The organism is Streptosporangium sp. G11, assembly GCF_051192615.1.
Classification (GTDB): Bacteria; Actinomycetota; Actinomycetes; order Streptosporangiales; family Streptosporangiaceae; genus Streptosporangium.
Genome location: NZ_JBPJUQ010000022.1, coordinates 43439 through 67830, shown reverse-complemented (window position 1 = coordinate 67830; position 24392 = coordinate 43439). Strand labels below are relative to the sequence as shown.

Genomic DNA, 24392 nt, shown 5'->3' with positions numbered 1-24392 from the left:
CCGCGTGTCACCACGCACGCCGCACGGCCCGCCCCCGGCGAGAGGGGGCGGGCCGCGCGAGATGGGCGGTCAGCGGGTGAAGGTCACGTCCTTGACCCGCAGGGCGCCCCTGAAGACCAGGTAGACGTCCTGCCTGCCGCGTACGCCCGAGACGGGGGCGGTGGCCGTGGCCCACGAGTAGGTCCCGCCGGTGGCGGTCACCGGCACGGTCCCGGCGAGCCTGCCGGTCGGGGAGCCGAGGCGGACCTCGACGGAGGCGGCGGCGGTGGCCGCCACCCCGAGCCGCACGCCGGTGACCCCGGCGCGGAAGTCGGCGTCCTCGAAGGAGATCCACTCGCCCGCCGAGGCCCCGACCGCGTCGCCGCGGGCCTTGGTCTCGTCGACCAGCTCGACACCCGCGTAGTCGTCGAAGTCCGAGGCGCGCGTGACACGGGCGAGGTCGCGGGCGGGGATGTGCTCGCCGTCGGCCCGTACGGTCACGCGCTGCCGGATCCGGTCGGACGACGGGCCGACCATGACGTCGTGGGTGGACGGCTCCACCGCGAAGCGGCCCCTGGTCACGTCCCACAGGGCCAGGTCCGCGGTCCTGAGCGCGAACCTCACGACCTTCGACTCCCCGGGGGCCAGACGCACCCGCTGGAAGCCGCGCAGCTGCCTGACCGGCTGCTCCACCCGGGACTCGTGCTGGTGGGTGTAGAGCTGGACGACCTCGTCGCCCGCCCGGGAGCCGGTGTTGGTGACGCGGACGCTCACCTCGTGCCCGTCCCCGCTCGCCACGGCCTTGAGGCCCTGGTAGCCGAAGGTGGTGTAGCTCAGCCCGTGGCCGAAGGCATAGAGCGGGCTGTGCTTCGAGTACAGGTAGGTCGAGCCGGTCTTGACGATGTCGTAGTCGAGGATGTCCGGCAGAGGTGTGCCGGCCCGGGGCCAGGTCTGGGTGAGGCGTCCGGCCGGGTTGACGTCGCCGTACAGGAGGTCGGCCAGGGCGTGGCCGGTCTCGGCTCCGGCGTGGGTGGTCCACAGGATCGCCGGGACCGTGTCCTGGAGGCGGTCGATCGTGGTCGGGTAGCTGTTCTCCAGGATCACGACCGTGTTCGGGTTGGCCGCGTGGACCGCCTCCACGAGCGCCCGCTGTCCCTCGGCGAGGCCCAGGTCCGTCCGGTCGTGGTCCTCGCGGCCGTTGATGAACGGCATGCTGCCGACCACGACCACCGCCACGTCGGCGCTCCTGGCCGCCGCGACGGCCTCGGCGACGCCGCTGCGCACGACCTCCCTCTCGAAGCGGGTGGCGTTCTCGGCGACGGTGAGGCCGAGCGTGCCGTCGGGCGCGGCCCTGACGTACTTGTCCGGGCCGAACCAGTCGTAGGCGGTCTCATAGCCCGCGTAACGCAGCAGCGTCGTGCCGTCGGCCTGCGCCTCCAGCTTGAACTGCTCCTGCACGAACCAGCCGGTGGGCTGCTCCTGGTTGTTGACCAGGGTGGACCAGTTGGCGCGGCTGACGTACCTGCCGTTGGCGACGCTGCGCAGGGTGACGATCCCCTGGCCCCAGTCGAAGACGTCGAACTGCTCGGTCGCGCCCGCCGAGGTCCCCGAGAGCCTCAGGTCCGCGCCCGCCCCGGTGCCCGCGGTGAGGTATCTGCCGCCGGACTTGAGCGCGATCCTGTCGACGCCCTCGGAGGTGACCGTGGCGGCCCGCTCCCCGATCCCGTCGAGCGGGGTGACCCGGTACGGGAGCCTGCCCGAGTACCAGTCGGTGTAGAGGGTGTCGGCCAGCGGGCCGACCACCGCGACCTTCTGCGAGGGGCTGAGCGGCAGGGTCTTCCCCGAGTTCTTCAGCAGCACCCCCGCCCCGGCCGCGACCTGCCGGGCCAGCCTCCGGTGCGCCGGGCTGTCGACCACGTCCTTGGTGATCTTCCCGTACGGGCCTCCGTCCGGGTCGAACTCGCCGAGCCGGAACCGGACGCCGAGGATGTTGCGGACGGCGGTGTCGATGTCGGCTTCGGTGAGCAGCCCCTTCGACAGCGCCTCGTTCACCGCGGCCACCGTGGGGGCGCCGTTGGTGTCGTTCACGGTGAAGCTCTCGACACCCGCCTTGAGCATGGCGGCGGCGGCCTCGGCCTGGGTGGCGAAGTAGGCCTGGGAGCCGGTGAGGTTGTTGGGCCCCCCGGCGTCGGAGACGTTGAACACCGGCCGGTCCGTCCAGGTCCTGACCGTCGAGTTGAGGTCGGTGACCGTGGCGGGCCGCCCGTTGACCAGGTTGTACGCCGTCATGACGCCGGTGGCCGCGCCCGCCTTGAGCGCGGTCCTGTACGCCGGGACCTCGTACTCGTGCAGGACGCGCGGTCGCAGGCTGGAGGAGGTCGTGTCGCGGCGGACCTCGTTGTTGTTGCCCAGGAAGTGCTTGAGCACCGGGGCCGCCCGCAGGTGGTCGGGGTCGTCGCCCTGGATGCCCGAGCCGTACGCGGTGGAGATCGCGCCGGTGAGCAGCGGGTCCTCGGAGTAGCCCTCCTCGTTGCGGCCCCAGCGGGGGTCGCGGAGCGGGTTGACCACCGGCGCCCACAGCTGCAGGCCCCACAGGCGGGGGTTCTCCGCGTGGTAGCCCCTGGCCTCGTCGCCGACGACCGCGCCGACCTTCTTGACCAGCGCGGGGTCCCAGGTGCTGGCCAGGCCGACGGCCTGCGGGAAGACGGTCCCCTCCGCGGCCACGACCTTGCCGCCGTCGTCGACGTCGGTGGACCAGGCGACGCCGTGCAGCGCCTCGGTGCCGGTCTTGAACAGCCCGATGCCGAGCCGTTCCACCGCGGGCTGGTACTGGTGGAGCCAGGAGACCTTCTCCGCCGTGGTGAGGCGGCCGAGAAGGTCGTCGACGCGCCGGTTCAGCGGGAGTGAGGGATCACGGAAGGGATACTCGTGGACCGTCCGCGCGGAGCTTTGGAACGGATGCTCGCGGGCCGGGCTTTGGAACGGATGCTCGTGGGCCGCGCGGGCGGGGGCCGCGCACAACCCCAGGGTCAGGGCCGTCGCGGCCACCGCCGCGACGGACTTCACGGATAACGACATCTCGCCTCCAGGTCAGGGGGAGTCGAAGAAACGCTGCTCTCGGGACGACGTCCGCCCCCGAGCGGCGTACGGCGTCGAAGGGGGTCATTTGATGGCGCCCACGGTCACGCCGCGGGTCAGCGTGCGCTGGAAGATGAGGAAGAAGGCGACGGCCGGAAGGATGCCGAGCAGCGCCGAGGCGCTGGACATCGTCGCGTCCATCATCTTGTCCCCCTGCAGGACCCCCAGCGCGACCGGGACGGTCTGGTTCTCGTTGGAGATGAGGAAGACCAGCGGCAGGAAGAACTCGTTCCAGGTCCAGATGAAGAAGAAGACGAGCAGCACGCTCAGCGTCGGCCTGCTGATCGGCACGACGACCTGCCACAGGGCCCGCCACTTTCCCGCCCCGTCGAGGGCCGCGGCCTCCAGGATCTCGCGCGGGAAGCGGCCGAGCACCGAGGCGAGCAGGTACGTTCCGAAGGCGCTCTGGATCACCGTGAAGATGATGATCACCCCGAGCCGGGTGTCGTAGAGGCCGACCTGCTTGGCCAGGTAGTACAGGGGATAGACCAGGGCCTCCTGCGGCAGCGTGTTGGCCACGAGGAAGAGGACCAGGATCCACATCCGGCCGCGCACCCTGCCGATGCCGAGCGCGTAGGCGTTGAGCACCGACAGCACCGTGGCGAGCACCGCGACCGAGCCGCTGATCAGCAGGCTGTTCCAGAGCTTGCCGCCGAAGTCCACCCGGTTCCAGAAGTCGACGATCCCGTCGAGATAGAGCTCCGAGGGCAGGCCGAGGGGGCCGCCCGAGGAGTAGTCGGCCGGGGACTTCACCGCGTTGAGCGTGACGATGGCGAACGGCACCAGCATCGCGACGGCCAGCACGACCAGCGAGACCAGGACCGAGTATTTCCGGATCATGCTTCCCTGTCCTGAATCCGCAGGAAGAACACCGTCACCATGATGATCACAAGGGTGAGCACGGTGGCGATCGCCGAGCCGTACCCGACGTTGGCCTTCTCGAAGAAGTTCTGGTAGCTGAAGTAGGACGGTACGAGCGTGGCGCCGCCGGGGCCGCCCCTGGTCAGCACGAAGATCGGCCCGAAGACCTTGAGCGCGGCGATCGTGCAGGTCAGCAGGACCACGTAGATCTCCGGCCGGATCTGCGGGATCGTGATGTGCCAGAACCTGCGCCACCACGACGCGCCGTCCATCTCGGCGGCCTCGTACAGGGCGGGGTCGGCCCGCTGCAGCCCGGCCATGAAGATGACGACCGGATAGCCGATCTGGAACCACACCATGATCGCCATCACGCTCGGCAGCGCCCAGGCCGGGTCGCCGAGCCAGTTCCTCGGCTCCATCCCCAGCGCCCCGAGCAGCTCGTTGAGCGCCCCGAAGCGCGGGTGCATGATCCAGCCCCAGACGATCCCGGCCACCGCGACCGGCAGCACCTGCGGCAGGTAGTACGCGGCCCGCAGCGCCCCGGCGGTCCGGGGGCCGAACTTCCTGCTCACGTGGTCGAACAGGGTCGCAGCGAGGATCAGGCCGACGATCGTCGGGACGACCGCCATCGCGACGATCAGCGCGACGTTGTTGCGGAAGGAGGTCCAGAACCGCGCGTCGGCCAGGAGCCTCGCGTAGTTGTCCAGCCCGATCCACCGCGGGTCGCCGATCCCCTGCCACCGGGTGAACCCGATCCCGACGTTCATCAGGAACGGCACCGCGATGACCGCGGTGAACAGCACGGCGCTCGGCAGCAGGAACACCCAGTACCCGCGGCCACGAGACCTCGGCATCGGAGGTCTCCTCTCTGTTTTTCCGTACGCACGACCCGTGCCGTGGCGGTTTCAGCGGTTCACAGCGTTACGGCACGGGTCGCGAAAGGGGAGAAAAGGGGGTCAGTTGCCGATGTCGGCGAGGTTCTCCTCGTACGGCGCGGCGATCTCGTCCAGGACCTGGTCGGAGGTCTTGGTGCCGTTGATGATGTTCTGCACGCCCGACACGAGCACGTCGTAGTAGCCGGGCGCCGGCCAGTCGGGGTAGAAGGCCAGCCCGTCGGAGGTCGAGAGCGCGTTGAAGTTCTCGATCAGCTCCTTGCTCTTCTGATCGGTGATCGCGGCCGTGTCCGCGGCCACCGGGACACCGCCGGAGTTACCGAGCAGGTTCTGGATGTCCTTCTTCATCGTGATGTCGATGAAGTCGTAGGCGAGGTCCTTGTTCTTGGCGCTCTCGGGGACGACCCAGATGTTGCCGCTGGACCCGGCGCTCATCGTGTTGCCCGGCCACAGGAACGAGCCCCATTCGAAGTCCTTGACGTCGCTGGCGAAGCGGCCGTACCACCAGCTGCCCGACACGAGGATCGGATACTTGCCGCCGATGAAGGACACGCCCATGTCCTCGGCCTTGATCCCGGCGGAGTCCTTGGCGATGTAGCCCTTCTTCACCCAGTCGGCGAGGGTGTCGGCCGCGTACTTGAACTCCGGACCCTTGAAGTCGACCTTGCCCTTGTAGAGCTGGAAGGCATCCACCCACGGCCGCTGCGCCTTGCTCAGCGCGAGCTGGTAGAAGATCTGCTGCGCGGGATACTCGGCGCCGCCGACGGCCAGGGGGGTGGTCCCGGCCTTGGCGAACGTGTCGAGCGCGGCGGTGAACTCCTCGAAGGTCGTGGGCACCTTCACGCCCGCCTTCTCGAACGCGTCCTTGTTGTAGTAGACCATCACGTACTCGGCGTAGTTGGGGACGCCGTACCACTTGCCCGCGCCCATGACACCGCGCTCGTCGTACCTCGCGGTCGTCTGGATCGAGGGGCTGAGCAGCTTGTCCCAGCCCCGCTTGGTCACCTCCGGGGTGAGGTCGGTGAGCAGGCCCTGCTTCGACAGCAGACCGGCCGTGGCGTTGCCCTTGTTGTACTCCATCACGTCGGGGGCCTCGTCCGAGTTGAGGATCATCCCCGCCGACTGGCGGATCTGCTCGAACGCCTTCTCCTCGAACTTGACCGTCACGCCGGGGTGCGTGGCCTGGAACTGCTTGACGGCCTCGGCCCAGGCCTTGCCCATCGCGCTGTCGGCGCCCTCGTAGTGCCAGAGCTTCAGGACGCGGGGACCGGCCGCGGCGGGCGTGTCCGCGGCCTTCTCGGTGCCGCCGCAGGCGACGAGCGCGGCGAGCGCGGCCACCAGGGCGACACCCGCTTTGAGGTTGACCATGGTTCTTCTCCTAGATGGTGGTGATGACGATCGGGACGCCGGACCCCACCAGCTCGACGCCCGCGATCCGCGCGCTCCCCGAGACGGTCACCCGCAGGCCCTCCCCGTCGGGGACCGCGGTGATCGTGGTGTCCCCGTCGAGGTCGGAGACGGTGGTACGGATCTCGCCGCTTTCCCCGGAGCCGGCATCGGAGCCGGAACCGGAGCCGGAGCGGAAGCCGGTATACGGGCCGGAGTCACCGCCGACGCCGTACGCGACCAGGATGATCTCGCCGAACGGCCCGTCCCCGACGGTTCCGTCCGGCTCGGCGAGGACGGGAACGATCGCGCCGCGCCGGGCGAAGAGCGGGACGCGGTCCAGCGGCGTGGCGACCGTGACGTACCGGCCGCCGGGCAGGATCTCGCCCGTCCAGTGGTCCACCCACTCCCCTTCGGGCAGGTAGACCTTCCTGACCTGCTCCGGTGAGGTCATCGGCGCCACCAGCAGGTCGCGGCCGAGGAGATACTGCAGGTCCGCCTGCCAGGCCACCGGGTCGTCCGGGTAGTCCACGCACAGCGCCCGCATCATCGGGGCCCCGGTCCTGGCGGCCTCGACGGCCGCCGTGTAGATGTACGGCATGAGCCGGTAGCGCAGCCTCAGCGCCTCGACCGCCTCCGCCTCGACCTCGGGGAACTCCCACGGCTCCCGGCTGGTGGTGCCGTGCAGGCGCAGCAGCGGGGAGAGCGCGCCGAACTGGGTCCACCTGACGTACAGGTCGTCGGTGGGGCGGCCGGTGAACCCGCCCGCGTCGTGGCTCCAGAACGGGACGCCGGACAGCCCGTGCGCCAGCCCGCCGCGCAGCGTGCTGCCCATCGCGGCGTAGCTGGTGTAGGTGTCGCCGCTCCACTGCGCCGAGTGCCGCTGCCCGCCGAGGAACGACGAGCGCGCCCACACCATGCCGTGCCCGGCGACCTCCCGGGTCACCTCGGAGACGGCGTCGTTGAACAGCAGCGTGTAGACGTTGTGCAGATCGGTGCCCGACATGCCGTTGGCCGCGACCGCGTCGTGCGGCACGCCCTCGGCGAAGTCGGTCTTGAAGACCTGGACGCCCTGTTCGAGCAGCGGGCGGAGCAGTCCCTTGAACCACTCCACGGCGGCGGGGTTGGTGAAGTCGACGATGCCGCAGGCCGGGTAGGAGCCGTGCCAGCAGTCGGCCACGTAGACCTCGCCATCAGGCTTTTTAAGGAAATATCCGCTTTCGGCGGCGTGCGGGAAGGCCGGGCTGAGATGGGAGATGTACGGGTTCATCCACAGGCAGACCTTGAAGCCCATCGTGTCCAGCTCGGCCAGCATGCCCGCCGGGTCGGGAAAGCCCTCCGCGTCCCAGCGCAGGTCGGACCAGTGCCCGTCCGTCTGCCAGTACGTGTCGAGGTGCAGCACGTCGCACGGGATCCCCCGCTCGCGGATCCGCCGCGCCCTGGCCATCACCCGCTCCTGGGTGTCGACGAAGAACCCCGAGGAGATCCAGGTGCCGAACGCCCACTTCGGCGGGAGCAGCGGGCGGCAGGTCAGCAGGTCGTACCGGTCGAGCACGTCGGAGGGGGTGGGCCCGGCGATCACGTAGTAGTCGATCAGGTCGTCGGGGACCACGATCTGCACGCAGCTGTGCGTGGACTGGCACACGTCGAACTCCACCGGCGTCCCGCTGTCCACCAGCACGCCGTAACCCCTGCTGGACAGGTAGAACGGGACGTTCTTGTACGCCCGCTGCGACTCCGCGCCGAACGCGTCGAAGTTCCACATCACCGGCCGCTGACCGCGCTTGTCGAGCCGGGTGAACGACTCGCCGAACCCGCCGAACGACTCGTCTGCGGGGGCCGCGAAGCTCTCGTGGTAGCCGACCACCGTGCCGCCCGAGCTGGAGCGGCCGAACGGCAGCGTGCGCAACCGGCCGCTGATGTCGGTGTGCCCCCGGTCCTGCTCCAGCAGCGGCGCCCCGCTCGCGTCGGTGAACCTCAGGTGCCAGGGGGCCAAGGTGATCTCCGCGCGGAGCGAGCCCGCGTCGAGCAGGATCGTCCCGTCGCGGCTCTCCACCCGCGCCCCGGCGAACTCGCCCGGCGTGACCATGGAGATCGCGGCGGCCGACCTGGTCCGCGCGTCCGCGTCCTGCCCGAGCCTGACCCGGATCACGCCCTCGCCCGCCACACCCACCTGGACCAGGAGCGTCTCCTCCGCCGAGGTCACGGCCTTCAAAATCACCCCGGCCTCGTCGGAGGCGACCGGCTCCGCCGAGATCAGCACCGACAGACCCCGCTCACCGTGCGAGCGGACAGGCAGCTCCGGCGGATCGGCGACGAAGTACTCGTGCGCGACCAAAGGAGGGCGGTAAGGCATGGGGACTCCAGCGCTCAGGCTTCCGTTTGCTGAATTAGTTTTACGTCCAAACCAACAAACGTCAATGGCCCGACCTGCCGCGGGCGAGGTGATCTGGAAGCCGGGAGCCCGCGAGTTGGAAGGCAGGAGTCCGCGCCCTTGAACGGGACCAGCGACCCGTGATAGTTAGTTTAGTTACCATCCAAACAAAGGAGAGCCGTGGACTGGCCTGGACGATCGGGCGGGCTGTGCTACGGCGGGGACTACAACCCCGAGCAGTGGCCCCGGGAGGTCTGGAAGGAGGACGTCGCGCTGATGCGGCGGGCCGGGGTCAACCTGGTCAGCGTCGGGGTGTTCTCCTGGGCCCGGCTGGAGCCGTCACCCGGCGTCCACGACTTCGGGTGGCTCGACCGCGTCCTCGACCTGCTGCACGACGGCGGCATCCGGGTCGACCTCGCCACCCCGACCGCGTCCCCGCCGCCCTGGTTCGGTCTGGCCCACCCCGACGCCCTCACCGTCACCGCCGACGGCAACCGGCTCACCCACGGCAGCCGCGACACCTACTGCGTGCACGCCCCCGCCTACCGCGCCGCCTCCGTCCGCATCGCCCGTGCCCTCGCCGAGCGCTACCGCGACCACCCCGCGCTCGCCATGTGGCACGTCCACAACGAGTACGGCACCACCTGCCACTGCGACCACGCCGCCTCGGCCTTCAGGACCTGGCTGCGCGCGCGGCACGGCACCCTGGACGCGCTGAACGACGCCTGGACCACCTCGTTCTGGAGCCAGCACTACTCGGCGTGGGAGCAGATCACCCCGCCCCGCGCCACCCAGTACCTGCCCAACCCCTCCCAGGTCCTCGACTTCCGCCGGTTCGTCTCCGACGCGATGCTCGGCCACTTCCGCGAGCAGAGGGCGGTGCTGCACGAGCTCACCCCCGGCGTCCCGGTCACCACGAACTTCGTCCTCGGCGACTGGGTGCCGGTGAACCACCGCCACTGGGCGGCCGAGGTCGACCTGGTGGCGATCGACCACTACCCGTCGGCCGACCCGCCCGCCGAGACCGCCTTCGCCGCCGACCTGGCCCGCGGCTGGGCCTCGGACCCGGCACGTGGTTCAACCGCCGACCCGGCACGCAGCCCGACCGCCGACCCGGCACACGTCCCGAGTCCGACCCCGGAGCGTACCCCTGGGCGCGGTGCGGCCCCCGGAAAACCCTGGCTGCTGATGGAGCAGGCGGTGGTCACCTACACCGGCCCCCGGATGCTCGCCAAGCGCCCCGGTGAGATCACCAGGCTGAGCCTGTCGCACATCGCGCGCGGCTCGCGGGGGGCCATGTTCTTCCAGTGGCGGGCCTCCCGGGGCGGCGCCGAACTCTGGTACGGCGGCATGGTCCCGCACGCCGGGCCCGACTCGCGGATCTTCCGCGAGATCTGCGACCTGGGCGCGCTCCTGCCGTCCCTGACGGACGCCTGCGCGGCCCCCGTCGAGGCCGGGGCCGCGATCCTCTGGGACGCCGAGGCGGGCTGGGCACTCCAGTCCCCCGGCCTGCCCTCCACCGAGCTGAACTACGCCGAGACCGTGCGCCAGGCACACCGGGTGCTCTACCGGCACGGCGTCACCGCCGACCTCGTCCACCCCTCGGCCGACCTGTCGGCGTACCCGCTCGTGCTCGTCCCCGCCCTGTATCTCATCTCGGACGCCGACGCCGCCAACCTGCGCCACTACGTCTCGGGCGGCGGCACCCTCGTGGTCTCCTACCTCAGCGGCGTCGCCGACGAACACGCCCGTATCCGTCTCGGCGGCTACCCCGGCGCCCTGCGCGACCTCCTCGGCATCCGCGTCGAGGAGGTCCACCCCCTCCCTCCCGGCGTCGCCCTCACCCTGTCCGTTCCAGATGCTCCCGACGACCGGCCGGAGACCGGAACGTTCTGGAGCGAGCACGTCCACCTGGAAGGCGCCGAGGCCCTGACCGTCTACACCGGCCCGCACGCTTCCGGCACCCCGCTCGCCGGACAACCGGCCATCACCCGCCACCCGTACGGCTCCGGCACCGCCCTCTACGTCTCCACCCGCCTGTCCGACGACGCCTACGCCCGCCTGCTGGGCCTGGAACCGGCCCCCGTGGAACTCGTCCGGCGCGGCGAGTGGCTCTTCGCCATCAACCACGACGACAAGGAACACGAGGTAGAGGGCCTGCGCCTGCCCCCGGGCGGTTTCTCCGTACGAGTACACGGCGACTCGGAGCCTTGATCGTTGCGATCCTCACCGACCCCGGAGAGACGATGCCGGGCCCGGGGGTCGCCCACGATCCGCCACGTCTACGTCGGCTCTTGGCACGGCGGCTCTGTCCTGGAAACCGGCAGCCGTGAGAGGACCTACCGACCGTCGTCGCCTGACCAGACGTGGCAAGGGTTCAAGAGGCACCCGCCCGTACGGATCATCGGTAAGACTTACGATCATGAAGATGCGGATAGATCTGGCGGCGATCGTCGTGGAGGACTACGACCCGGCCATCGAGTTCTTCACCGACGCCCTGGGCTTCGAGCTGGTCGAGGACTCGCCGTCGTTGACGAACGACGGCCGCCCGAAGCGGTGGGTCGTCGTCCGGCCACCGGGAGGCGAGACCGGCATCCTCCTCGCCCGCGCCGACGGCGAGCGCCAGGCCGCCGCCGTCGGGGAGCAGTTCGCCGGGCGGGTGGGGTTCTTCCTGCGGGCGGACGACTTCGACGCCGCTCACGCGCGGATGGTGGCGGCCGGCGTCGAGTTCGTGACCGCGCCGCGCACCGAGCCCTACGGGCGGGTCGCCGTCTTCCTGGACATCGCCGGCAACCGGTGGGACCTGCTCGGCCCGGCCTGAGCGCGGACGGCGGCCGTCACGCGGCGAGAGCGGATCCCGGTGGAAAGCGGATCCCGCCGCGAGGTCCGCCCGCGAGCACCAAGCAGAACGGGAGCACCCAGCAGAACGCGGGCACCCGACAGAAAAGGTGCAAGCGGGTGTCTAGCGTGATGCAATGGTCCGCTGACACGATCGGGGCTGCTTTGAAGGAGGCTCCCGTGCGTCGTTCCATCCCCCTGGCTCTCATCGTCGCGATCTTCGCGCTGTCGGGGACAGTGATCTCTCCCGCCCAGGCCGAGAGCGGGCCGTGCAGGCCCGGTCAGGGCGTCAACCTGCGAGGCAAGGACTTCACCCGGGGCGCCCAGCTCCCCGCCGACCTGCGCTGCGCCGATCTGACCAAGGCCAAGCTGGACGGCGTGGAGCTGCTCCAGAAGGACCTCACCGGAGCGATCCTGCGCGACGCCTCGCTCAAGCAGGCCAACCTCACGCAGGCCACACTGAAGTACGCCGACCTGCGGGGCGCCGACTTCACCGAGGCCGACCTGGGACAGATGCACGCCGACCACGCCGACCTGCGGGGCGCGATCCTGATCGACGCCGAGGCGGGGCAGGCGGAGTTCCCGCACGCGAACCTGACCGGGGCGACCCTGACCAGGGCCGAGCTGACCCAGGTCGACTTCACCAACGCCAAGCTGATCGACGCCGACCTGGAGGAGAGCACCCCCGGCCAGCTCAAGGCGCGCAAGGCCGACTTCACCAGGGCCAAGCTCCGCGAGGCCAAGATGAGCCAGGCGAACCTGCGCAACGCCACGTTCAAGGACGCCGACGTGAGCGAGGTCGAGTTCACCCAGGCCGAGCTGGACGGCGCCGACTTCACCGGCGCGCTGGTCGAGGACGCGTCCTTCGTCCAGGCCGACGACGTCGACCTCACCGGCTCCAAGGGCACCCCCACGGGCATCACCGTCGCGGTGCCGACCTCGCTGCCTGACCTGGACATCTTCGGGACCAAGGAGACGGACCCTCCGCGAGAGGACGAGCCCGCCCGGAGCGGCGGCCCGTCCGTGGGGCTGGTCATGGTCGTGCTCAGCGCGGTGGGCCTGGCGTTGACCGTGGTGGCCTGGGGTGTCAGCGCCCAGCGGCGGACCCGGCGCAACGCCCAGTTCGCCCTGATGCGGCACGGCGCCGAGGAGGACATCACCCGGCTGGGCGAGGAGATCGACCAGCTCGACTACGAGTTCCAGGTCAGCGGGCGAGGCGGCATGACCGCCGACCGCGACTGGCGCCTCGCCCTCGACGCCTACGAGGCGGCCAAGCAGGCTCTTCTGGTCGCCCGCCGCGCCCCGGAACTGCACTTCGTGGCCCGCGCCGTCCAGGACGGCAGGGCCGCCCTGAGCCGTCTCCGCTCCCGCGTCCACTGATGGGCCCCAGGCAGAGAGTCCGCTGACAGGGCCCGGACGAAGACAGGTCCGCAAGGTCAGCGGCCGTCCCCGGAGGTACGGCGGGGGTAGCGCGCGCGCATGGCCTCGCTCGCGACGGGGCCGGCGGTGAAGACGAACTCCTCGCTGGAGTCGAGGCGGCGGCCGGTGGCGGCGTCGACGACGGCGGGTTCGACCTCCTGGCCGGTGGCGGCGTCGACGAGGATCATGCTGCGCTGCGAGGGGTCGAGCCGGGAGTTGCCCCAGGCCGCCAGGGCGACGATCACCGGGCGCAGGGACCGGCCCAGCTCGCTCAGGACGTACTCGTGGCGGGTGGGGTTGCTCTGGTAGGGGCGGCGCTCCATCAGCCCGTCGGCGACGAGGGACTTCAGGCGGCTGGTCAGCATGCTGGAGGAGATGCCCAGGTTCTCCTGGAACTCGTCGAAGCGGGTGTAGCCGTCGAAGGCGTCATGCAGGATCAGCAGCGTCCACCACTCCCCGACGTGGGCCACCGTCGTCGACAGCGGACATTCACGATCTTCCAGCCTGATCCGGCTCACCACTGTGCCCCTCCCTGGATTGTTACTGCTAAAGTCGAAGTGACTTACTTCTAGTTTAGCAGCTACTGGAGGTGCGGGCACTGCCATGCCCGCACCCGGGACGGAGCACATCGTGGAGACCTCCATCAGCGACTCCCTCGACGGGAGGCGCGCCCTGGTCACCGGCGGCACCAGGGGCACGGGCGCCGCCATCGCCGGGCGCCTCGCGCGGGCCGGTGCCACCGTGCTGGTGACCGCCCGCACCCGGCCGGACGACGTCGACCCCAAGCTGTTCATCGCGGCCGACGTCTCCACCCGCGAAGGCACCGCCACCGTCGTCGAGCAGGTCCTCGACCGCCTCGGCGGCGTCGACATCCTGGTCAACAACCTCGGCGGCTCCGACGCGCCCGCCGGAGGCTTCGCCGCCCTGGACGACGACGCGTGGGACAGGGAGCTCAACACCAACCTGCTGGGCGCCGTCCGCCTGGACCGCGGGCTCCTGCCCGGGATGATCGAGAACCGCTCCGGCGCGATCGTGCACGTCTCCTCGATACAGCGCCGGATGCCGCTGCACGACGCGACGCTGGCCTACGCCGCCGCCAAGGGGGCTCTGACCGTCTACAGCAAGGGCCTGGCCAACGAGGTCGCCCCGCACGGAGTGCGGGTCAACTCCGTCGCCCCCGGCTTCATCCGGACGACGGCCGCCGAGAACCTCATCGACCGCATCGCCCTCGGCTCCGGCATCGACAGGCAGGCGGCGCTGCGAAAGCTGATGGACTCCCTCGGAGGCATCCCTCTCGGCCGTCCCAGCCTCCCCGAGGAGGTCGCCGAGCTCGTCGCGTTCCTCGTCTCCGACCGCGCCGCCTCCATCGTCGGCGCCGAGCACGTCATCGACGGCGGCACCCTGCCGACCGTCTGATCCCGCCCAACGACCGTCTGATCCCGCCCATCGACACTCACCGACACTCACCGACACGGAAGGAAGCGTCCCCATGTCCGACGCACCCACCATCCCCGGCGCCGTCCGCCGCTACTTCGAGCTGGCCGCCCTGCCCGACCAGGACGCCTACTTCGCGCTGTTCGCGGACGACGCGACCGTGGAGGACGAGGGCGCCGAGCACCACGGCATCGCCTCGATCCGCGCCTGGCGTACCAGCGTGCCCGAGGTCACCTACACCGTCACCGGCGCCGACGTCACCGACGGCGGCGCCACCGTGGCCACCGCGGACATCTCCGGCGACTTCCCCGGCAGCCCGGTGTCCCTGCGGTTCCATTTCGAGTACGGCGACGACGGGCGCGTCCGCGTCCTGCGCATCCGCCCCTGACCCTGGGGCCCCCAGGCAGGAGCAAGATCACACGGGCGGGTCAGATGCCGCTGGGGGTCATGGGCTGCATGAGGCGGCGGGCGGCCTCGGTGACGGAGCCGGACAGTGAGGGGTAGACCGCGAAGGTGTGAGCGATCTGGTCGACCGTCAGCCGCTGCTGCACGGCCACCGAGACCGCCAGGATCAGTTCCGACGCCCGGGGGGCGACCACGACGCCGCCGAGGATGATGCCGGTGTTCGGGCGGCAGAACAGCTTCACGAAGCCGTCGTTGAAACCCTGCATCTTGGCGCGGGCGTTGGTGGCCAGCGGCAGCTTGACGATGTTGGCCTCGATCTCCCCGCTCTGGATCGCCCGCTCGGCGATGCCCACGGCGGCGATCTCGGGGTCGGTGAAGATGGCGGAGGCCACGGTGGCCAGGCGGAGCGGCTGCACGGCCTCGCCGAGAGCGTGCCAGACGGCGATCCGGCCCTGCATGGCGGCGACGGAGGCGAGCATCAGGACCCCGGTGCAGTCTCCGGCCGCGTAGACGCCGGGCGCGGAGGTGCGGGAGACCTTGTCGACCTGGATGAAACCGCCCTTGTCGAGGGTGACCCCGGCCTCCTCAAGGCCGATCCCCGCGGTGTTGGGGACCATGCCGACCGTCATGAGGCAGTGGCTGCCCTCGGCGGTCCGGCCGTCCTCCAGGGTGACGACCACGCCGTCGGGGGTGCGCTTGACGGACTCGGCGCGGGAGCGGCCCATGACGTTCATGCCGCGGCGCCGGTACACCTCTTCGAGGACCTCGGCGGCGTCGGCGTCCTCGTTGGGCATCATGCGGTCGCGGGAGGAGACGAGGGTGACCTCGGAGCCCAGCGAGCGGTAGGCGCCCGCGAACTCAGCGCCGGTGACGCCGGAGCCGACCACGATGAGGTGCTCGGGCAGCTCCTCCAGGTCGTACAGCTGGCGCCAGGTGAGGATGCGCTCGCCGTCGGGCTCGGCGCCGGGCAGGATGCGCGGGGTCGCGCCGGTCGCCACGATGACGACGTCAGCGCGGATCGTCCGGTCTCCGGCCCTGACCACCTGCGGGTCGACCAGCCGCCCGGGGGCCCTGACCACCTCGACGCCCTCCGCCGCCAGCCGGGCGGCGATGTCGGCGGACTGGGCGCGGGCGAGTTCCTTGACGCGCCTGTTCACCAGCGGCATGTCGGCGATGACACCGCCGACGTCGCCGTCGGGGCCACCGGTGTAGTGGACGCCCAGCATGCTGGCGTCGAGGAGCGCCTGCTTACGCACCGAGGTGGCGATCAGCGTCTTGGACGGCACACAGTCGGTGAGGACGCAGGCCCCACCGGGGCCGTCCTGTTCGACCACGGTGACCTGCGCTCCCAGTTGGGCGGCGACCAGCGCCGCCTCGTATCCGCCGGGACCGCCACCGATGATCACTATCCTTGTCACATAGCCCATTCTCCCGCACGACGGGACCGGACATCGCTCGGCATCCCTCCTAAGCCACGAAAGCCCCACAAAACCATCGCGATTCCACCAGACGTCGGCGTGGCTTCGAGGCCGGGTGAGTGTCCAGCGGATCTTCGATTAGTGTTTGTCACCGTGCCTGTCTACGCCGCTTACGGCAGCAACATGGACCCGAAGCAAATGGCCCAGCGGGCCCCTCACTCCCCGATCAGGGGGACGGGCTGGCTCCAGGGCTGGCGCCTGACCTTCGGCGGGAACGATCTCGGCTGGGAGGGCGCGCTCGCCTCCATCGTCGAAGACCCTGACGACCAGGTTTTCGTCGTCCTCTACGACGTGCCCGAGTGGGACGAGAGCTCCCTCGACCAGTGGGAGGGCGCGGCGCGCGGCCTCTATCACAAGGTCAAACTCCGGGTGCAGACCATGGAGGGCGAGGTCGTGGCGTGGTTCTACGTGCTCGACGGGTACGAGGGCGGGCTGCCCTCGGCCCGCTACCTCGGCATCCTGGCCGAGGCCGCCGAGAACGCCGGCGCCCCCGACGACTACGTCAGGGCGCTGCGCGGCCGTCCCTGCACCTCCCTGGGAAGCTGAGGACGACCTCCCCGGGAAACCCCCGGGGAGGCCCGAGGGCGCCACTCGTCACCGGCCGCGCGCGAGCGTGCGCGGGATGCGAATCGCGGAGTTAACCAGGATGGCACCCCGCCTTCACCTGGAAAAATGTCATGATTCCACGGTGAATGACGTACCTCCCGAAGACGGAAGAACCGGGCGCGGATCATCCCTGCGCGAGGTGACCTGGCTGTTCCTGCGGCTGGGCGTCATCGCCTTCGGCGGCCCCGCGGCGCACATCGCGATGATGCACGACGAGGTGGTACGTCGGCGCGGCTGGCTGACCGAGCAGCGCTTCCTCGACCTGGTCGGCGCGACCAACCTCATCCCCGGCCCCTCCTCCACGGAGCTGGCCATCCACATCGGCCACGAGCGCGCCCGGTGGCGCGGGCTGGTGTCCGCCGGAGTCTGCTTCATCCTGCCCGCCGCGCTCATGGTCGGCGCGCTGGCGGCCCTGTACGTCCGCTACGGCCGCACCCCGGAGGTCACCGGGATCCTGTACGGCATCAGGCCCGTCGTCATCGCGATCATCGCCTGGGCCCTGTTCTCCCTGGTCCGCACCGCGCTGGCGACCACGTACCTGTGGATACTGGCCGGAGGCGTCCTGACGGCCTACCTGCTCGGCGTGAACGAGCTGCTCCTGCTCGCCGCCGGGGGCCTGCTGACCGTGGCGGTGCGGACGACCTCTGCCTGGCGTTCCCGCCCGCGCGGGCCCGGAGGGGAACCGCCCGGGGACGGCACGCGGACCGTCCGGGCACTGCTGGCGGCGCCGCTGGCCCTGACCGGGGGCCAGGACCCGGACCAGCTGCTCCGCCTCTTCCTCACCATGCTCAAGATCGGAGCCGTCCTGTACGGGAGCGGCTACGTCCTGCTGGCCTTCCTGGAGGGCGACTTCGTCGAGCGGCTCGGCTGGCTCACCGGCACCCAGCTCGCCGACGCCATCTCGATCGGCCAGTTCACCCCGGGCCCGGTGTTCACCACGGCCACCTTCGTCGGCTACCTGGTCGCCGGGGTCCCGGGCGCGGTCCTCGCCACGGTGGCGATCTTCCTGCCGAGCTTCCTGCTGGTCGGGCTGCTCACGAGGATCACCGACCGCATCAGGTCGAAGGCCTGGTCGAGCGCGCTGCTCGACGGGGTGAACGCCGCCGCGCTGGCGCTGATGGCCGGGGTCGCGCTCCAGCTCGGCCGTACCTCCCTGGTCGATCCGCTCACCTGGGCGCTGACGGCCGGAACGCTGCTGGCACTGTGGAGAACGAAGCTGAACTCGGCGTGGCTGATCGCGGCGGGGGCCGCGGTCGGCCTGGTCTCGGTGGCCGTCACCCGGCTCGGCTGACCGTCTCTGACGGGCCCCGCGCCCTCCGCTGAGCAGGGGACACGGCGCGGCACGAAGGCGGATGACCGGTACGCTCAGTGACGTGACCAATGACCCGTATGCACTCGCCACCGACGCCGCGGACGCGCTGAGAAGCGCCGTCGGCGTGGACTCCTTCGACGTCGCACTGGTGATGGGCTCCGGCTGGGTCCCCGCCGCCGACGCGATCGGCGAGACGGTCGCCGAGATCTCGGTGACCGACCTGCCCGGCTTCGCGCCGCCCGCCGTGGAGGGCCACGCGGGCCGGATCCGCGCCGTACGGACCGAGTCCGGCAAGAACGTGCTGATCTTCCTCGGCCGCACCCACCTCTACGAGGGCCGCGGCGTGGAGCCGGTCGTGCACGGCGTGAGGACCGCGATCAGGGCCGGGGCGGGCACGGTCGTGCTGACCAACGCCGCCGGGGGCCTGCGCCCCGAGACCCAGGAGGTCGGCGAGGCGGTGCTGATCAGTGACCACATCAACCTGACCGGTGCCAGCCCGATCACCGGCGCCACCTTCGTCGACCTCACCGACGTCTACACCCCGCGCCTGCGCGAGCTGGCCCGCGAGGCCGACCCGTCGCTGGCCGAGGGCGTCTACGTGGCCTTCCGCGGCCCGACGTACGAGACCCCGGCCGAGGTCCGCATGTGCCGCATCCTCGGCGGCGACATGGTGGGCATGTCCACGGTGCTCGAGGCCATCGCGGCCCGCGAGGGCGGCGCCGAGGTGCTGGGCATCTCCCTGGTCACGAACCCGGGCGCCGGACTCGTGGGCGAACCGCTCAACCACGAGGAGGTGCTGGAGGTCGGCCGCGCCACCGCCACGCGCATGGGCGGCCTGCTGGCCAAGGTCGTCGGCAAGCTGTAAGTCGGCGAGCCGCAGGTCGGCAAGCTGTAGGTCGGCAGGCCGCAGATCCGCGGGCTGTAGATCTACGGGCGGGCAGGTCCGTGGGCGAGCGGGTCCGCAGGCTGGCGGGTCCGCAGGCTGGCGGGTCCGCAGGCTGGCCGCGGGAACGCCACTCCGCGAGAATCGGTTCCACCGGGGATCCCCTCCCGGCCGGGCCCGTTCGAGGAAACATCCGGCTTTCGAGAATCACCCTGGCTTCAGGGATCAACAGGGAGCGGGCCCGGCGAGCGGGCAGGCCCCCGAGAGGTGACGATGAGCAGCGATCTCGCAGGGCTCGCCCGTTCCTGGCTGGCCCAGGACCCCGACCCCGACACGCGCGCGGAGCTGGCGAAACTACTGGAGAGCGGCGACGGCGACGCGCTGCGCGAGCGGTTCGGCTCCAGGCTGGAGTTCGGCACCGCCGGGCTCAGGGGCGAGCTGGGCGCCGGCCCCAACCGGATGAACCGGGTGACGGTCATGCGCGCCGCGGCCGGGCTGGCCCGCGTTCTCGGTCCCGGCAAACACGTCGTGATCGGCTACGACGCCCGGCACAAGTCGGACGCCTTCGCCCACGACACCGCGGCCGTGCTCACCGGGGCCGGGCTGCGCGCCTCGGTCCTCCCCCGGCCGCTGCCCACCCCCGTGCTGGCCTTCGCCGTCCGCCACCTCGGCGCCGACGCGGGCGTGACCGTCACCGCCAGCCACAACCCGCCCCGCGACAACGGTTACAAGGTCTACTGGGGCGACGGCTCCCAGATCGTGCCGCCGGTGGACACGGAGATCTCCGCCGCCATCGACGCGACGGGGCCGGTCTCCGAGCTGCCCCTCGGCTCCCCCGGCGACCCCGCCTGGATCGAGCTGGACGACGGCGTCGTGGAAGCCTACCTGGAGGCGGTGACCGCGCTCCCGATCGGCGACGCCCGCCGGCTGCGGGTGGCGTACACCCCGCTGCACGGCGTGGGCGGCGACACCCTGGCCAGGGCCTTCGTCGCCGCGGGGTTCGACGCGCCCGCGATCGTCGAGGCTCAGGCCGAACCCGATCCCGACTTCCCCACCGTCGCCTTCCCCAACCCGGAGGAGCCCGGCGCGATGGACCTCGCGCTGGAGCTCGCGGAGCGGGTCGGCGCGGATCTGGTGCTGGCCAACGACCCCGACGCGGACCGCTGCGCGGTGGGCGTGCCGCTGCCCGGCGGCGGCTACCGGATGCTGACCGGCGACGAGGTGGGCGCCCTGCTGGGCGAGCACGTGATCCGGCAGACCTCGGGCGACGGCCGCCTGGTGGCGACCACCATCGTGTCGTCGTCCCTGCTCGGCAGGATCGCCGCCGGGCACGGGGTGCGCTACGCCGAGACCCTGACCGGCTTCAAGTGGATCATGAAGGCCGGCGAGGGGCTGCTGTTCGGGTACGAGGAGGCGCTGGGGTACAGCGTCGGCTCCGGCCTCGGACTGCCCGTGCACGACAAGGACGGCATCGGCGCGGCGCTGACCGTGGCCGGGATCGCCGCGCGGGCCAAACTGGAGGGCCGGGGCCTGCTCGACCTCCTGGACGACCTGGCACGCCGTCACGGCCTGCACGCCACGTCCCAGCTGTCGTTCCGGGTGGCCGACCTGTCACTGATCACCGGGGCCATGGCCCGCCTGCGCGCCACGCCGCCCGCGCGGCTCGGCGGTCGCGAGGTCGAGGCGGCCGACGACCTGAGCCTCGGCACGGGCGGGCTGCCGCCCACCGACGGCGTCCGCTACCGCCTGGCCGGGGGCGCCCGGGTCGTCGTCCGCCCCTCGGGTACCGAACCCAAGCTCAAGTGCTATCTGGAGGTCGTGGTGCCGGTGACCGGCGAGGTCTCCGCCGCCCGCACGCAGGCCGTCCGGGATCTCGACGCCCTGAAGGCCGACCTCACCGGAGCCCTCGGCCTCTGACCCCACCGGGGCCGAGGCGAAAGGCGCCGTCGAGCCGGTCAGACGAGGAAGGCGGCGACCACCAGCAGGGCCACGGCCGCGAAGGCCGCCAGGGCGCTCGGCGCCCAGGTCACCTTGAGCGCGCCGGTCTTGGTCGCGGTGCCGGTGGCGGTCCCGGCCTCGCGTTCCACCTCGCTCGCCGCCGAGGCCTCGGTCACCGCCGGAGTTTCGGTCACCCTGGCGCCCCCGGTCTCCTTCGCGACCCCGCTCTCCTTGACGACCCCGGTCACCGCCGGAGCCTCCGCCGCCACCGGGGTCACGCTCTCCTTCGCGGCCGCGGCCGCAGCCACCGCGGCCGCGCGCCTGGCGGCCTGCGCGCGTTCGGTGATCTGCTCGGCCACCCAGTCGGTATGGGTCTTGCCCGACAGCGCCGCGGCGGCGGCCTGCTCGCCCTTCGAGCGGACCGGCTCGGTCTTGAAACGGCCCCGCGCGGGCACGGAGGCGGGGTTCCCCCTGCGTACGGCCGCCGCCCGCTCGCGGGCCGTGGTCTGCGGCACCCAGCAGCGGATGCTCTCGTCACCGGAGGTGATCGTGATCGAGTGGGAGACCGTGACCTCGTCCACGTCCCGCCAGGGCACGAAGGCGTTCCTCAACGGGTTGCGGACCCGGACGCCCTCCTCGGACAGGATGACCGCCGGGCGCAGGCAGGCGACGAAGACCAGCGCGGTCAGCACCCCCAGCACCGCCGCGGCGACCATCGACGTCTGACCGCTGTAGCGGACGATCAGATCGACCGCGTTGAACGCGGCGAAGGCCATCCAGACCCAGCCGACGATCATCGCGAGGGTGGAGCGGAACACCTGCTTCATCGGAAAAGCTCACTTCACTCGTACGAGCCCGTTCACGCCTGCCACTTGAGGCGGGCGAAACCTGGTTTGATGACGCCGTTGATGAGCGACAGTCGCTCGTCGAACGGCAGGAACGCGGACTTCATGGCGTTGACGGTGAACCACAGCATGTCGTCCCAGCCGTAACCGAACGCCTCCGACAGCTTGGCGAACTCCTCGGAGATGGACGTACCGCTCATCAGCCGGTTGTCGGTGTTGACGGTGACCCGGAAGTTCAGGCGGCGCAGCAGGCCGATCGGGTGCTCGGCGATGGAGGCCGCCGCACCGGTCTGCAGGTTGGACGTCGGGCACATCTCCAGCGGGATCCGCTTGTCGCGGACATAGGCCGCCAGGCGGCCCAGCTTGGGCTCCCCGTCGCTCTGGACGGAGATGTCGTCGATGATCCGTACGCCGTGACCGAGCCGGTCGGCGCCGCACCACTGGATCGCCTGCCAGATCGACGGCAGGCCGAACGCCTCACCGGCGTGGATGGTGAAGTGGGCGTTCTCCCGCTGGAGGTACTCGAAGGCGTCGAGGTGGCGGGTGGGAGGGTAGCCCGCCTCCGCGCCGGCGATGTCGAACCCGACCACCCCGGCGTCGCGGTAGCGGACCGCGAGCTCGGCGATCTCCATGGACCTGGCCTGGTGGCGCATGGCGGTGAGCAGCGTGCCCACCCGGATGCCACGGCCCTCGGAACCGGCGCTGAAGCCTTCCTGCACGGCCTCGATGACCTCTTCGAGGCTCAGGCCCGCGGAGGTGTGCTGCTCGGGCGCGTAACGCACCTCGGCGTAGACCACGCCGTCGTCCGCCAGGTCCTCGGCGCATTCGGCGGCGACCCTGACCAGCGCCTCGCGCGCCTGCATGACGCCGACCGTGTGATCGAAGGTCTCCAGGTAACGCTCCAGGGAGCCGGAGTCGGCGGATTCCCTGAACCAGGCGCGCAGGCTTTCCGTCTCGGTCGCGGGCAACCTGTCGTAGCCCGACTCGCGGGCCAGGTCGATGATGGTCTCCGGCCGCAGGCCACCGTCGAGGTGGTCGTGGAGCAACACCTTCGGAGCAAGGCGGATCTGCTCGAAAGTGGGTAACTGACTCATTTGGCAACCTTACCGTCGGGGGCCTGACCAGTCGGCCTGTGAGGAAACGCCGCCCCGGTCCGGCCTCGGAATGTTCACACGGGTGTCCCATCCGGAGGGACGTCGCGCCGATCCCGGTACGGAGACGCCGGGATCGGCACGTGACGAACCGTCACCGGATGCCGCCCGTCACTCGCCTTCGCGGTTGACGGTCTCCGGGGAGAAGGCGGGCAGGCAGACGGCGACGTACTCGGCGCCGTCGGGGCCGGAGCGGTAGCGGATCCGCTCGCCCGGCTCGCACACGAACACCTGCCCCACGCCGACCTCGGTCGTGCCTACGTCGTGCTCCACGATGACGGTGCCCTTGAGTACCAGCGTGTACTCGGCGAACTCCGGGGTCTGGGCGGGCTCGTCCCAGCCGGCCGGGGCCTTCATGTGCGCGATCGAGATCTGGGCGTCACCGCTGTTGGCCAGGCCGACGTATTCGTCGATCGTCTTGCCGCCCGGGACGGGAATCCGTGTCGCGCTATCGATTTTGCGTACCATCGGACCAGTCTGTCACCGGTCTCGGTGTACGGCGCCTCACGGCGCCTTCCGGCGTTCCCCGTGCCCTCGGCACCCCCCGCGCCTTCAGCGCCCCGATGCCCTCAGCGCCCTCGGTGCCCTCGGTGCTCTCGGCGCTCTCAGTGCGCGATGTCGACGACCAGCCGGTTCGGGCTCTGCTGTTCCAGCACCCGGAACGGCGCCTTGCGGTCGAGGACGACGCCCACGCTCACCACGCCCTCGAAGTCGCCTATCTTGACCACGTTCTGGACGTTGCCCAGCTGGGCCTGGAAGATCGGGCCGCCCTTCCAGGTTGTTTTGCCCGCCTCGGTGTGCGCGACGGCCGGGGTGATCGTCAGCTGCAGGTAGGCGCCGCCCTTGACGTCGACCCGGTCTCCCGAGCCGTCCTGGACGAGCTCGGGCACCCACCGCGCGGTGTAGCCGGGCAGCTCACCCTTGAGGTCGATCACCACCCGGTCGTACCCCCGGTGCTCGGCGAACCTGGCCCCGGTGACGATCGGCTGGGTGGCGGTGGTGCGGTCGACCTCGATCTCCTTGGTGCTCGTCGGGGGGAGCAGCCCGGCCGGAACGGCGGAGGGCGTGGGGGTCGGCGTGGCCACCGGATCCGCCGGGGCCGTGGTCACCGGGCCTCCAGGCGACGGGGTCGCGGTCTGCGTGGCCGAGCCGCAACCGGCCGCGAGCAGGAACAGGGGGACGAGCGCGAGGGGAACGAGCGTGCGGTTCATGGTGAGCCTCCTGCCCCGTTAGATGCTCAGGTCTCCGGAGAGGTTCACCCCCGGCCGTCCACATGCGCCCTGGCCGGATCGTGACACCTTGTCGAGGGGGGAGTCAAGCACCCGGATCGCGGCGGGAAAGGTGGCGGGGCGGAGCACCGGCATCGCCGTCACGAGGGAGGACGCCCCGGAGAAAGGCGGGCCGAGGGAGAAGGTTCCGGGGAAAGGCGCTCCGGGAGCGCCAAGGGCCGCC

The 24392-nt window shown here is 71.0% G+C and carries 20 protein-coding genes; 9 read left to right on the top strand and 11 right to left on the bottom strand.

Features of this window, described 5'->3' with window-relative positions:
- Window positions 1-69: 69 nt before the first annotated feature.
- From ACSDR0_RS21645 to ACSDR0_RS21625, 5 genes are all read right to left on the bottom strand, one after another.
- A complete protein-coding gene (locus tag ACSDR0_RS21645; protein WP_435290674.1) occupies window positions 70-3057 on the bottom strand; it encodes a glycoside hydrolase family 3 C-terminal domain-containing protein in 2988 nt (995 codons plus the stop codon).
- An 84-nt stretch (window positions 3058-3141) separates the two neighbouring features.
- On the bottom strand, window positions 3142-3957 hold the full coding sequence (locus ACSDR0_RS21640; RefSeq protein ID WP_435290673.1) for a carbohydrate ABC transporter permease: 816 nt from the start codon (window positions 3955-3957) through the stop codon (window positions 3142-3144).
- Entirely contained in the window at window positions 3954-4832 is an 879-nt protein-coding gene (locus tag ACSDR0_RS21635; protein ID WP_435290672.1) for a carbohydrate ABC transporter permease, read from the bottom strand. Before ACSDR0_RS21635 ends, ACSDR0_RS21640 begins: the two co-directional genes overlap by 4 nt.
- A 102-nt stretch (window positions 4833-4934) precedes the next feature.
- Window positions 4935-6239, bottom strand: a complete 1305-nt coding sequence (locus ACSDR0_RS21630; protein ID WP_435290671.1) for an ABC transporter substrate-binding protein — start codon at window positions 6237-6239, stop codon at window positions 4935-4937.
- Window positions 6240-6249: 10 nt separating this feature from the next.
- Window positions 6250-8613: a TIM-barrel domain-containing protein gene (locus tag ACSDR0_RS21625; RefSeq protein ID WP_435290670.1), complete on the bottom strand. Its 2364-nt coding sequence runs from the start codon at window positions 8611-8613 to the stop codon at window positions 6250-6252.
- 198 nt (window positions 8614-8811) lie between these two features.
- On the opposite strand from ACSDR0_RS21625, the gene ACSDR0_RS21620 reads away from it, so the two are divergent.
- The 3 genes from ACSDR0_RS21620 (at window position 8812) to ACSDR0_RS21610 (ending at window position 12849) form a co-directional block, all read left to right on the top strand.
- A complete protein-coding gene (locus ACSDR0_RS21620) occupies window positions 8812-10845 on the top strand; it encodes a beta-galactosidase (RefSeq protein WP_435290669.1) in 2034 nt (677 codons plus the stop codon).
- Window positions 10846-11059: 214 nt separating this feature from the next.
- Window positions 11060-11452, top strand: a complete 393-nt coding sequence (locus ACSDR0_RS21615) for a VOC family protein (protein WP_435290668.1) — start codon at window positions 11060-11062, stop codon at window positions 11450-11452.
- 197 nt (window positions 11453-11649) lie between these two features.
- Window positions 11650-12849, top strand: coding sequence for a pentapeptide repeat-containing protein (locus ACSDR0_RS21610; protein WP_435290667.1), 1200 nt, complete (start codon window positions 11650-11652; stop codon window positions 12847-12849).
- Between the two features lie 56 nt (window positions 12850-12905).
- Here ACSDR0_RS21610 and ACSDR0_RS21605 read toward each other — a convergent pair whose 3' ends face one another.
- A complete protein-coding gene (locus ACSDR0_RS21605) occupies window positions 12906-13406 on the bottom strand; it encodes a winged helix-turn-helix transcriptional regulator (protein ID WP_435290666.1) in 501 nt (166 codons plus the stop codon).
- Window positions 13407-13518: 112 nt separating this feature from the next.
- Between ACSDR0_RS21605 and ACSDR0_RS21600 the strand changes: the two genes are divergently transcribed.
- Both ACSDR0_RS21600 and ACSDR0_RS21595 read left to right on the top strand, forming a co-directional pair.
- Window positions 13519-14304: an SDR family oxidoreductase gene (locus tag ACSDR0_RS21600; protein ID WP_435290665.1), complete on the top strand. Its 786-nt coding sequence runs from the start codon at window positions 13519-13521 to the stop codon at window positions 14302-14304.
- Between the two features lie 73 nt (window positions 14305-14377).
- The gene (locus ACSDR0_RS21595) at window positions 14378-14710 is read left to right on the top strand and encodes a nuclear transport factor 2 family protein (protein ID WP_435290664.1); all 333 of its coding nucleotides are present in this window, start codon (window positions 14378-14380) and stop codon (window positions 14708-14710) included.
- A 40-nt stretch (window positions 14711-14750) separates the two neighbouring features.
- Here ACSDR0_RS21595 and ACSDR0_RS21590 read toward each other — a convergent pair whose 3' ends face one another.
- Window positions 14751-16145 carry an NAD(P)H-quinone dehydrogenase gene (locus ACSDR0_RS21590; protein WP_435290663.1) on the bottom strand — a complete coding sequence of 465 codons (1395 nt, stop codon included), beginning with the start codon at window positions 16143-16145 and terminating at the stop codon, window positions 14751-14753.
- Between the two features lie 153 nt (window positions 16146-16298).
- Here ACSDR0_RS21590 and ACSDR0_RS21585 point away from each other — a divergent pair, with 153 nt between their 5' ends.
- The 4 genes from ACSDR0_RS21585 to ACSDR0_RS21570 all read left to right on the top strand — a co-directional run bounded on the left by ACSDR0_RS21585 (window position 16299) and on the right by ACSDR0_RS21570 (window position 20923).
- The gene (locus tag ACSDR0_RS21585; protein WP_435290662.1) at window positions 16299-16751 is read left to right on the top strand and encodes a gamma-glutamylcyclotransferase; all 453 of its coding nucleotides are present in this window, start codon (window positions 16299-16301) and stop codon (window positions 16749-16751) included.
- Window positions 16752-16893: 142 nt separating this feature from the next.
- Complete coding sequence (gene chrA / locus ACSDR0_RS21580; protein ID WP_435290661.1) at window positions 16894-18102, top strand: chromate efflux transporter; 1209 nt, start codon at window positions 16894-16896, stop codon at window positions 18100-18102.
- An 82-nt stretch (window positions 18103-18184) separates the two neighbouring features.
- On the top strand, window positions 18185-18988 hold the full coding sequence (locus tag ACSDR0_RS21575; protein ID WP_435290660.1) for a purine-nucleoside phosphorylase: 804 nt from the start codon (window positions 18185-18187) through the stop codon (window positions 18986-18988).
- Between the two features lie 291 nt (window positions 18989-19279).
- Window positions 19280-20923, top strand: a complete 1644-nt coding sequence (locus tag ACSDR0_RS21570) for a phospho-sugar mutase (protein WP_435290659.1) — start codon at window positions 19280-19282, stop codon at window positions 20921-20923.
- A gap of 38 nt (window positions 20924-20961) precedes the next feature.
- On the opposite strand, the gene ACSDR0_RS21565 is transcribed toward ACSDR0_RS21570, so the two are convergent.
- From ACSDR0_RS21565 to ACSDR0_RS21550, 4 genes are all read right to left on the bottom strand, one after another.
- Window positions 20962-21771, bottom strand: a complete 810-nt coding sequence (locus ACSDR0_RS21565; RefSeq protein WP_435290658.1) for a PH domain-containing protein — start codon at window positions 21769-21771, stop codon at window positions 20962-20964.
- Between the two features lie 32 nt (window positions 21772-21803).
- Window positions 21804-22883: an adenosine deaminase gene (locus tag ACSDR0_RS21560; protein ID WP_435290657.1), complete on the bottom strand. Its 1080-nt coding sequence runs from the start codon at window positions 22881-22883 to the stop codon at window positions 21804-21806.
- Between the two features lie 168 nt (window positions 22884-23051).
- Entirely contained in the window at window positions 23052-23408 is a 357-nt protein-coding gene (locus ACSDR0_RS21555) for a cupin domain-containing protein (RefSeq protein ID WP_435290656.1), read from the bottom strand.
- A 137-nt stretch (window positions 23409-23545) separates the two neighbouring features.
- On the bottom strand, window positions 23546-24151 hold the full coding sequence (locus tag ACSDR0_RS21550) for an AMIN-like domain-containing (lipo)protein (RefSeq protein WP_435290655.1): 606 nt from the start codon (window positions 24149-24151) through the stop codon (window positions 23546-23548).
- Between the last annotated feature and the right edge of the window lie 241 nt (window positions 24152-24392).

What these genes read in the sequence shown, in the direction of transcription:
- ACSDR0_RS21645 (WP_435290674.1), bottom strand. Translation starts at nt 3,057, where the DNA reads ATGTCGTTATCCGTGAAGTCCGTCGCGGCGGTGGCCGCGACGGCCCTG.
- ACSDR0_RS21640 (WP_435290673.1), bottom strand. Translation starts at nt 3,957, where the DNA reads ATGATCCGGAAATACTCGGTCCTGGTCTCGCTGGTCGTGCTGGCCGTC.
- ACSDR0_RS21635 (WP_435290672.1), bottom strand. Translation starts at nt 4,832, where the DNA reads ATGCCGAGGTCTCGTGGCCGCGGGTACTGGGTGTTCCTGCTGCCGAGC.
- ACSDR0_RS21630 (WP_435290671.1), bottom strand. Translation starts at nt 6,239, where the DNA reads ATGGTCAACCTCAAAGCGGGTGTCGCCCTGGTGGCCGCGCTCGCCGCG.
- ACSDR0_RS21625 (WP_435290670.1), bottom strand. Translation starts at nt 8,613, where the DNA reads ATGCCTTACCGCCCTCCTTTGGTCGCGCACGAGTACTTCGTCGCCGAT.
- ACSDR0_RS21615 (WP_435290668.1), top strand. Translation starts at nt 11,060, where the DNA reads ATGCGGATAGATCTGGCGGCGATCGTCGTGGAGGACTACGACCCGGCC.
- ACSDR0_RS21595 (WP_435290664.1), top strand. Translation starts at nt 14,378, where the DNA reads ATGTCCGACGCACCCACCATCCCCGGCGCCGTCCGCCGCTACTTCGAG.
- ACSDR0_RS21570 (WP_435290659.1), top strand. Translation starts at nt 19,280, where the DNA reads ATGAGCAGCGATCTCGCAGGGCTCGCCCGTTCCTGGCTGGCCCAGGAC.
- ACSDR0_RS21565 (WP_435290658.1), bottom strand. Translation starts at nt 21,771, where the DNA reads ATGAAGCAGGTGTTCCGCTCCACCCTCGCGATGATCGTCGGCTGGGTC.
- ACSDR0_RS21560 (WP_435290657.1), bottom strand. Translation starts at nt 22,883, where the DNA reads ATGAGTCAGTTACCCACTTTCGAGCAGATCCGCCTTGCTCCGAAGGTG.
- ACSDR0_RS21555 (WP_435290656.1), bottom strand. Translation starts at nt 23,408, where the DNA reads ATGGTACGCAAAATCGATAGCGCGACACGGATTCCCGTCCCGGGCGGC.
- ACSDR0_RS21550 (WP_435290655.1), bottom strand. Translation starts at nt 24,151, where the DNA reads ATGAACCGCACGCTCGTTCCCCTCGCGCTCGTCCCCCTGTTCCTGCTC.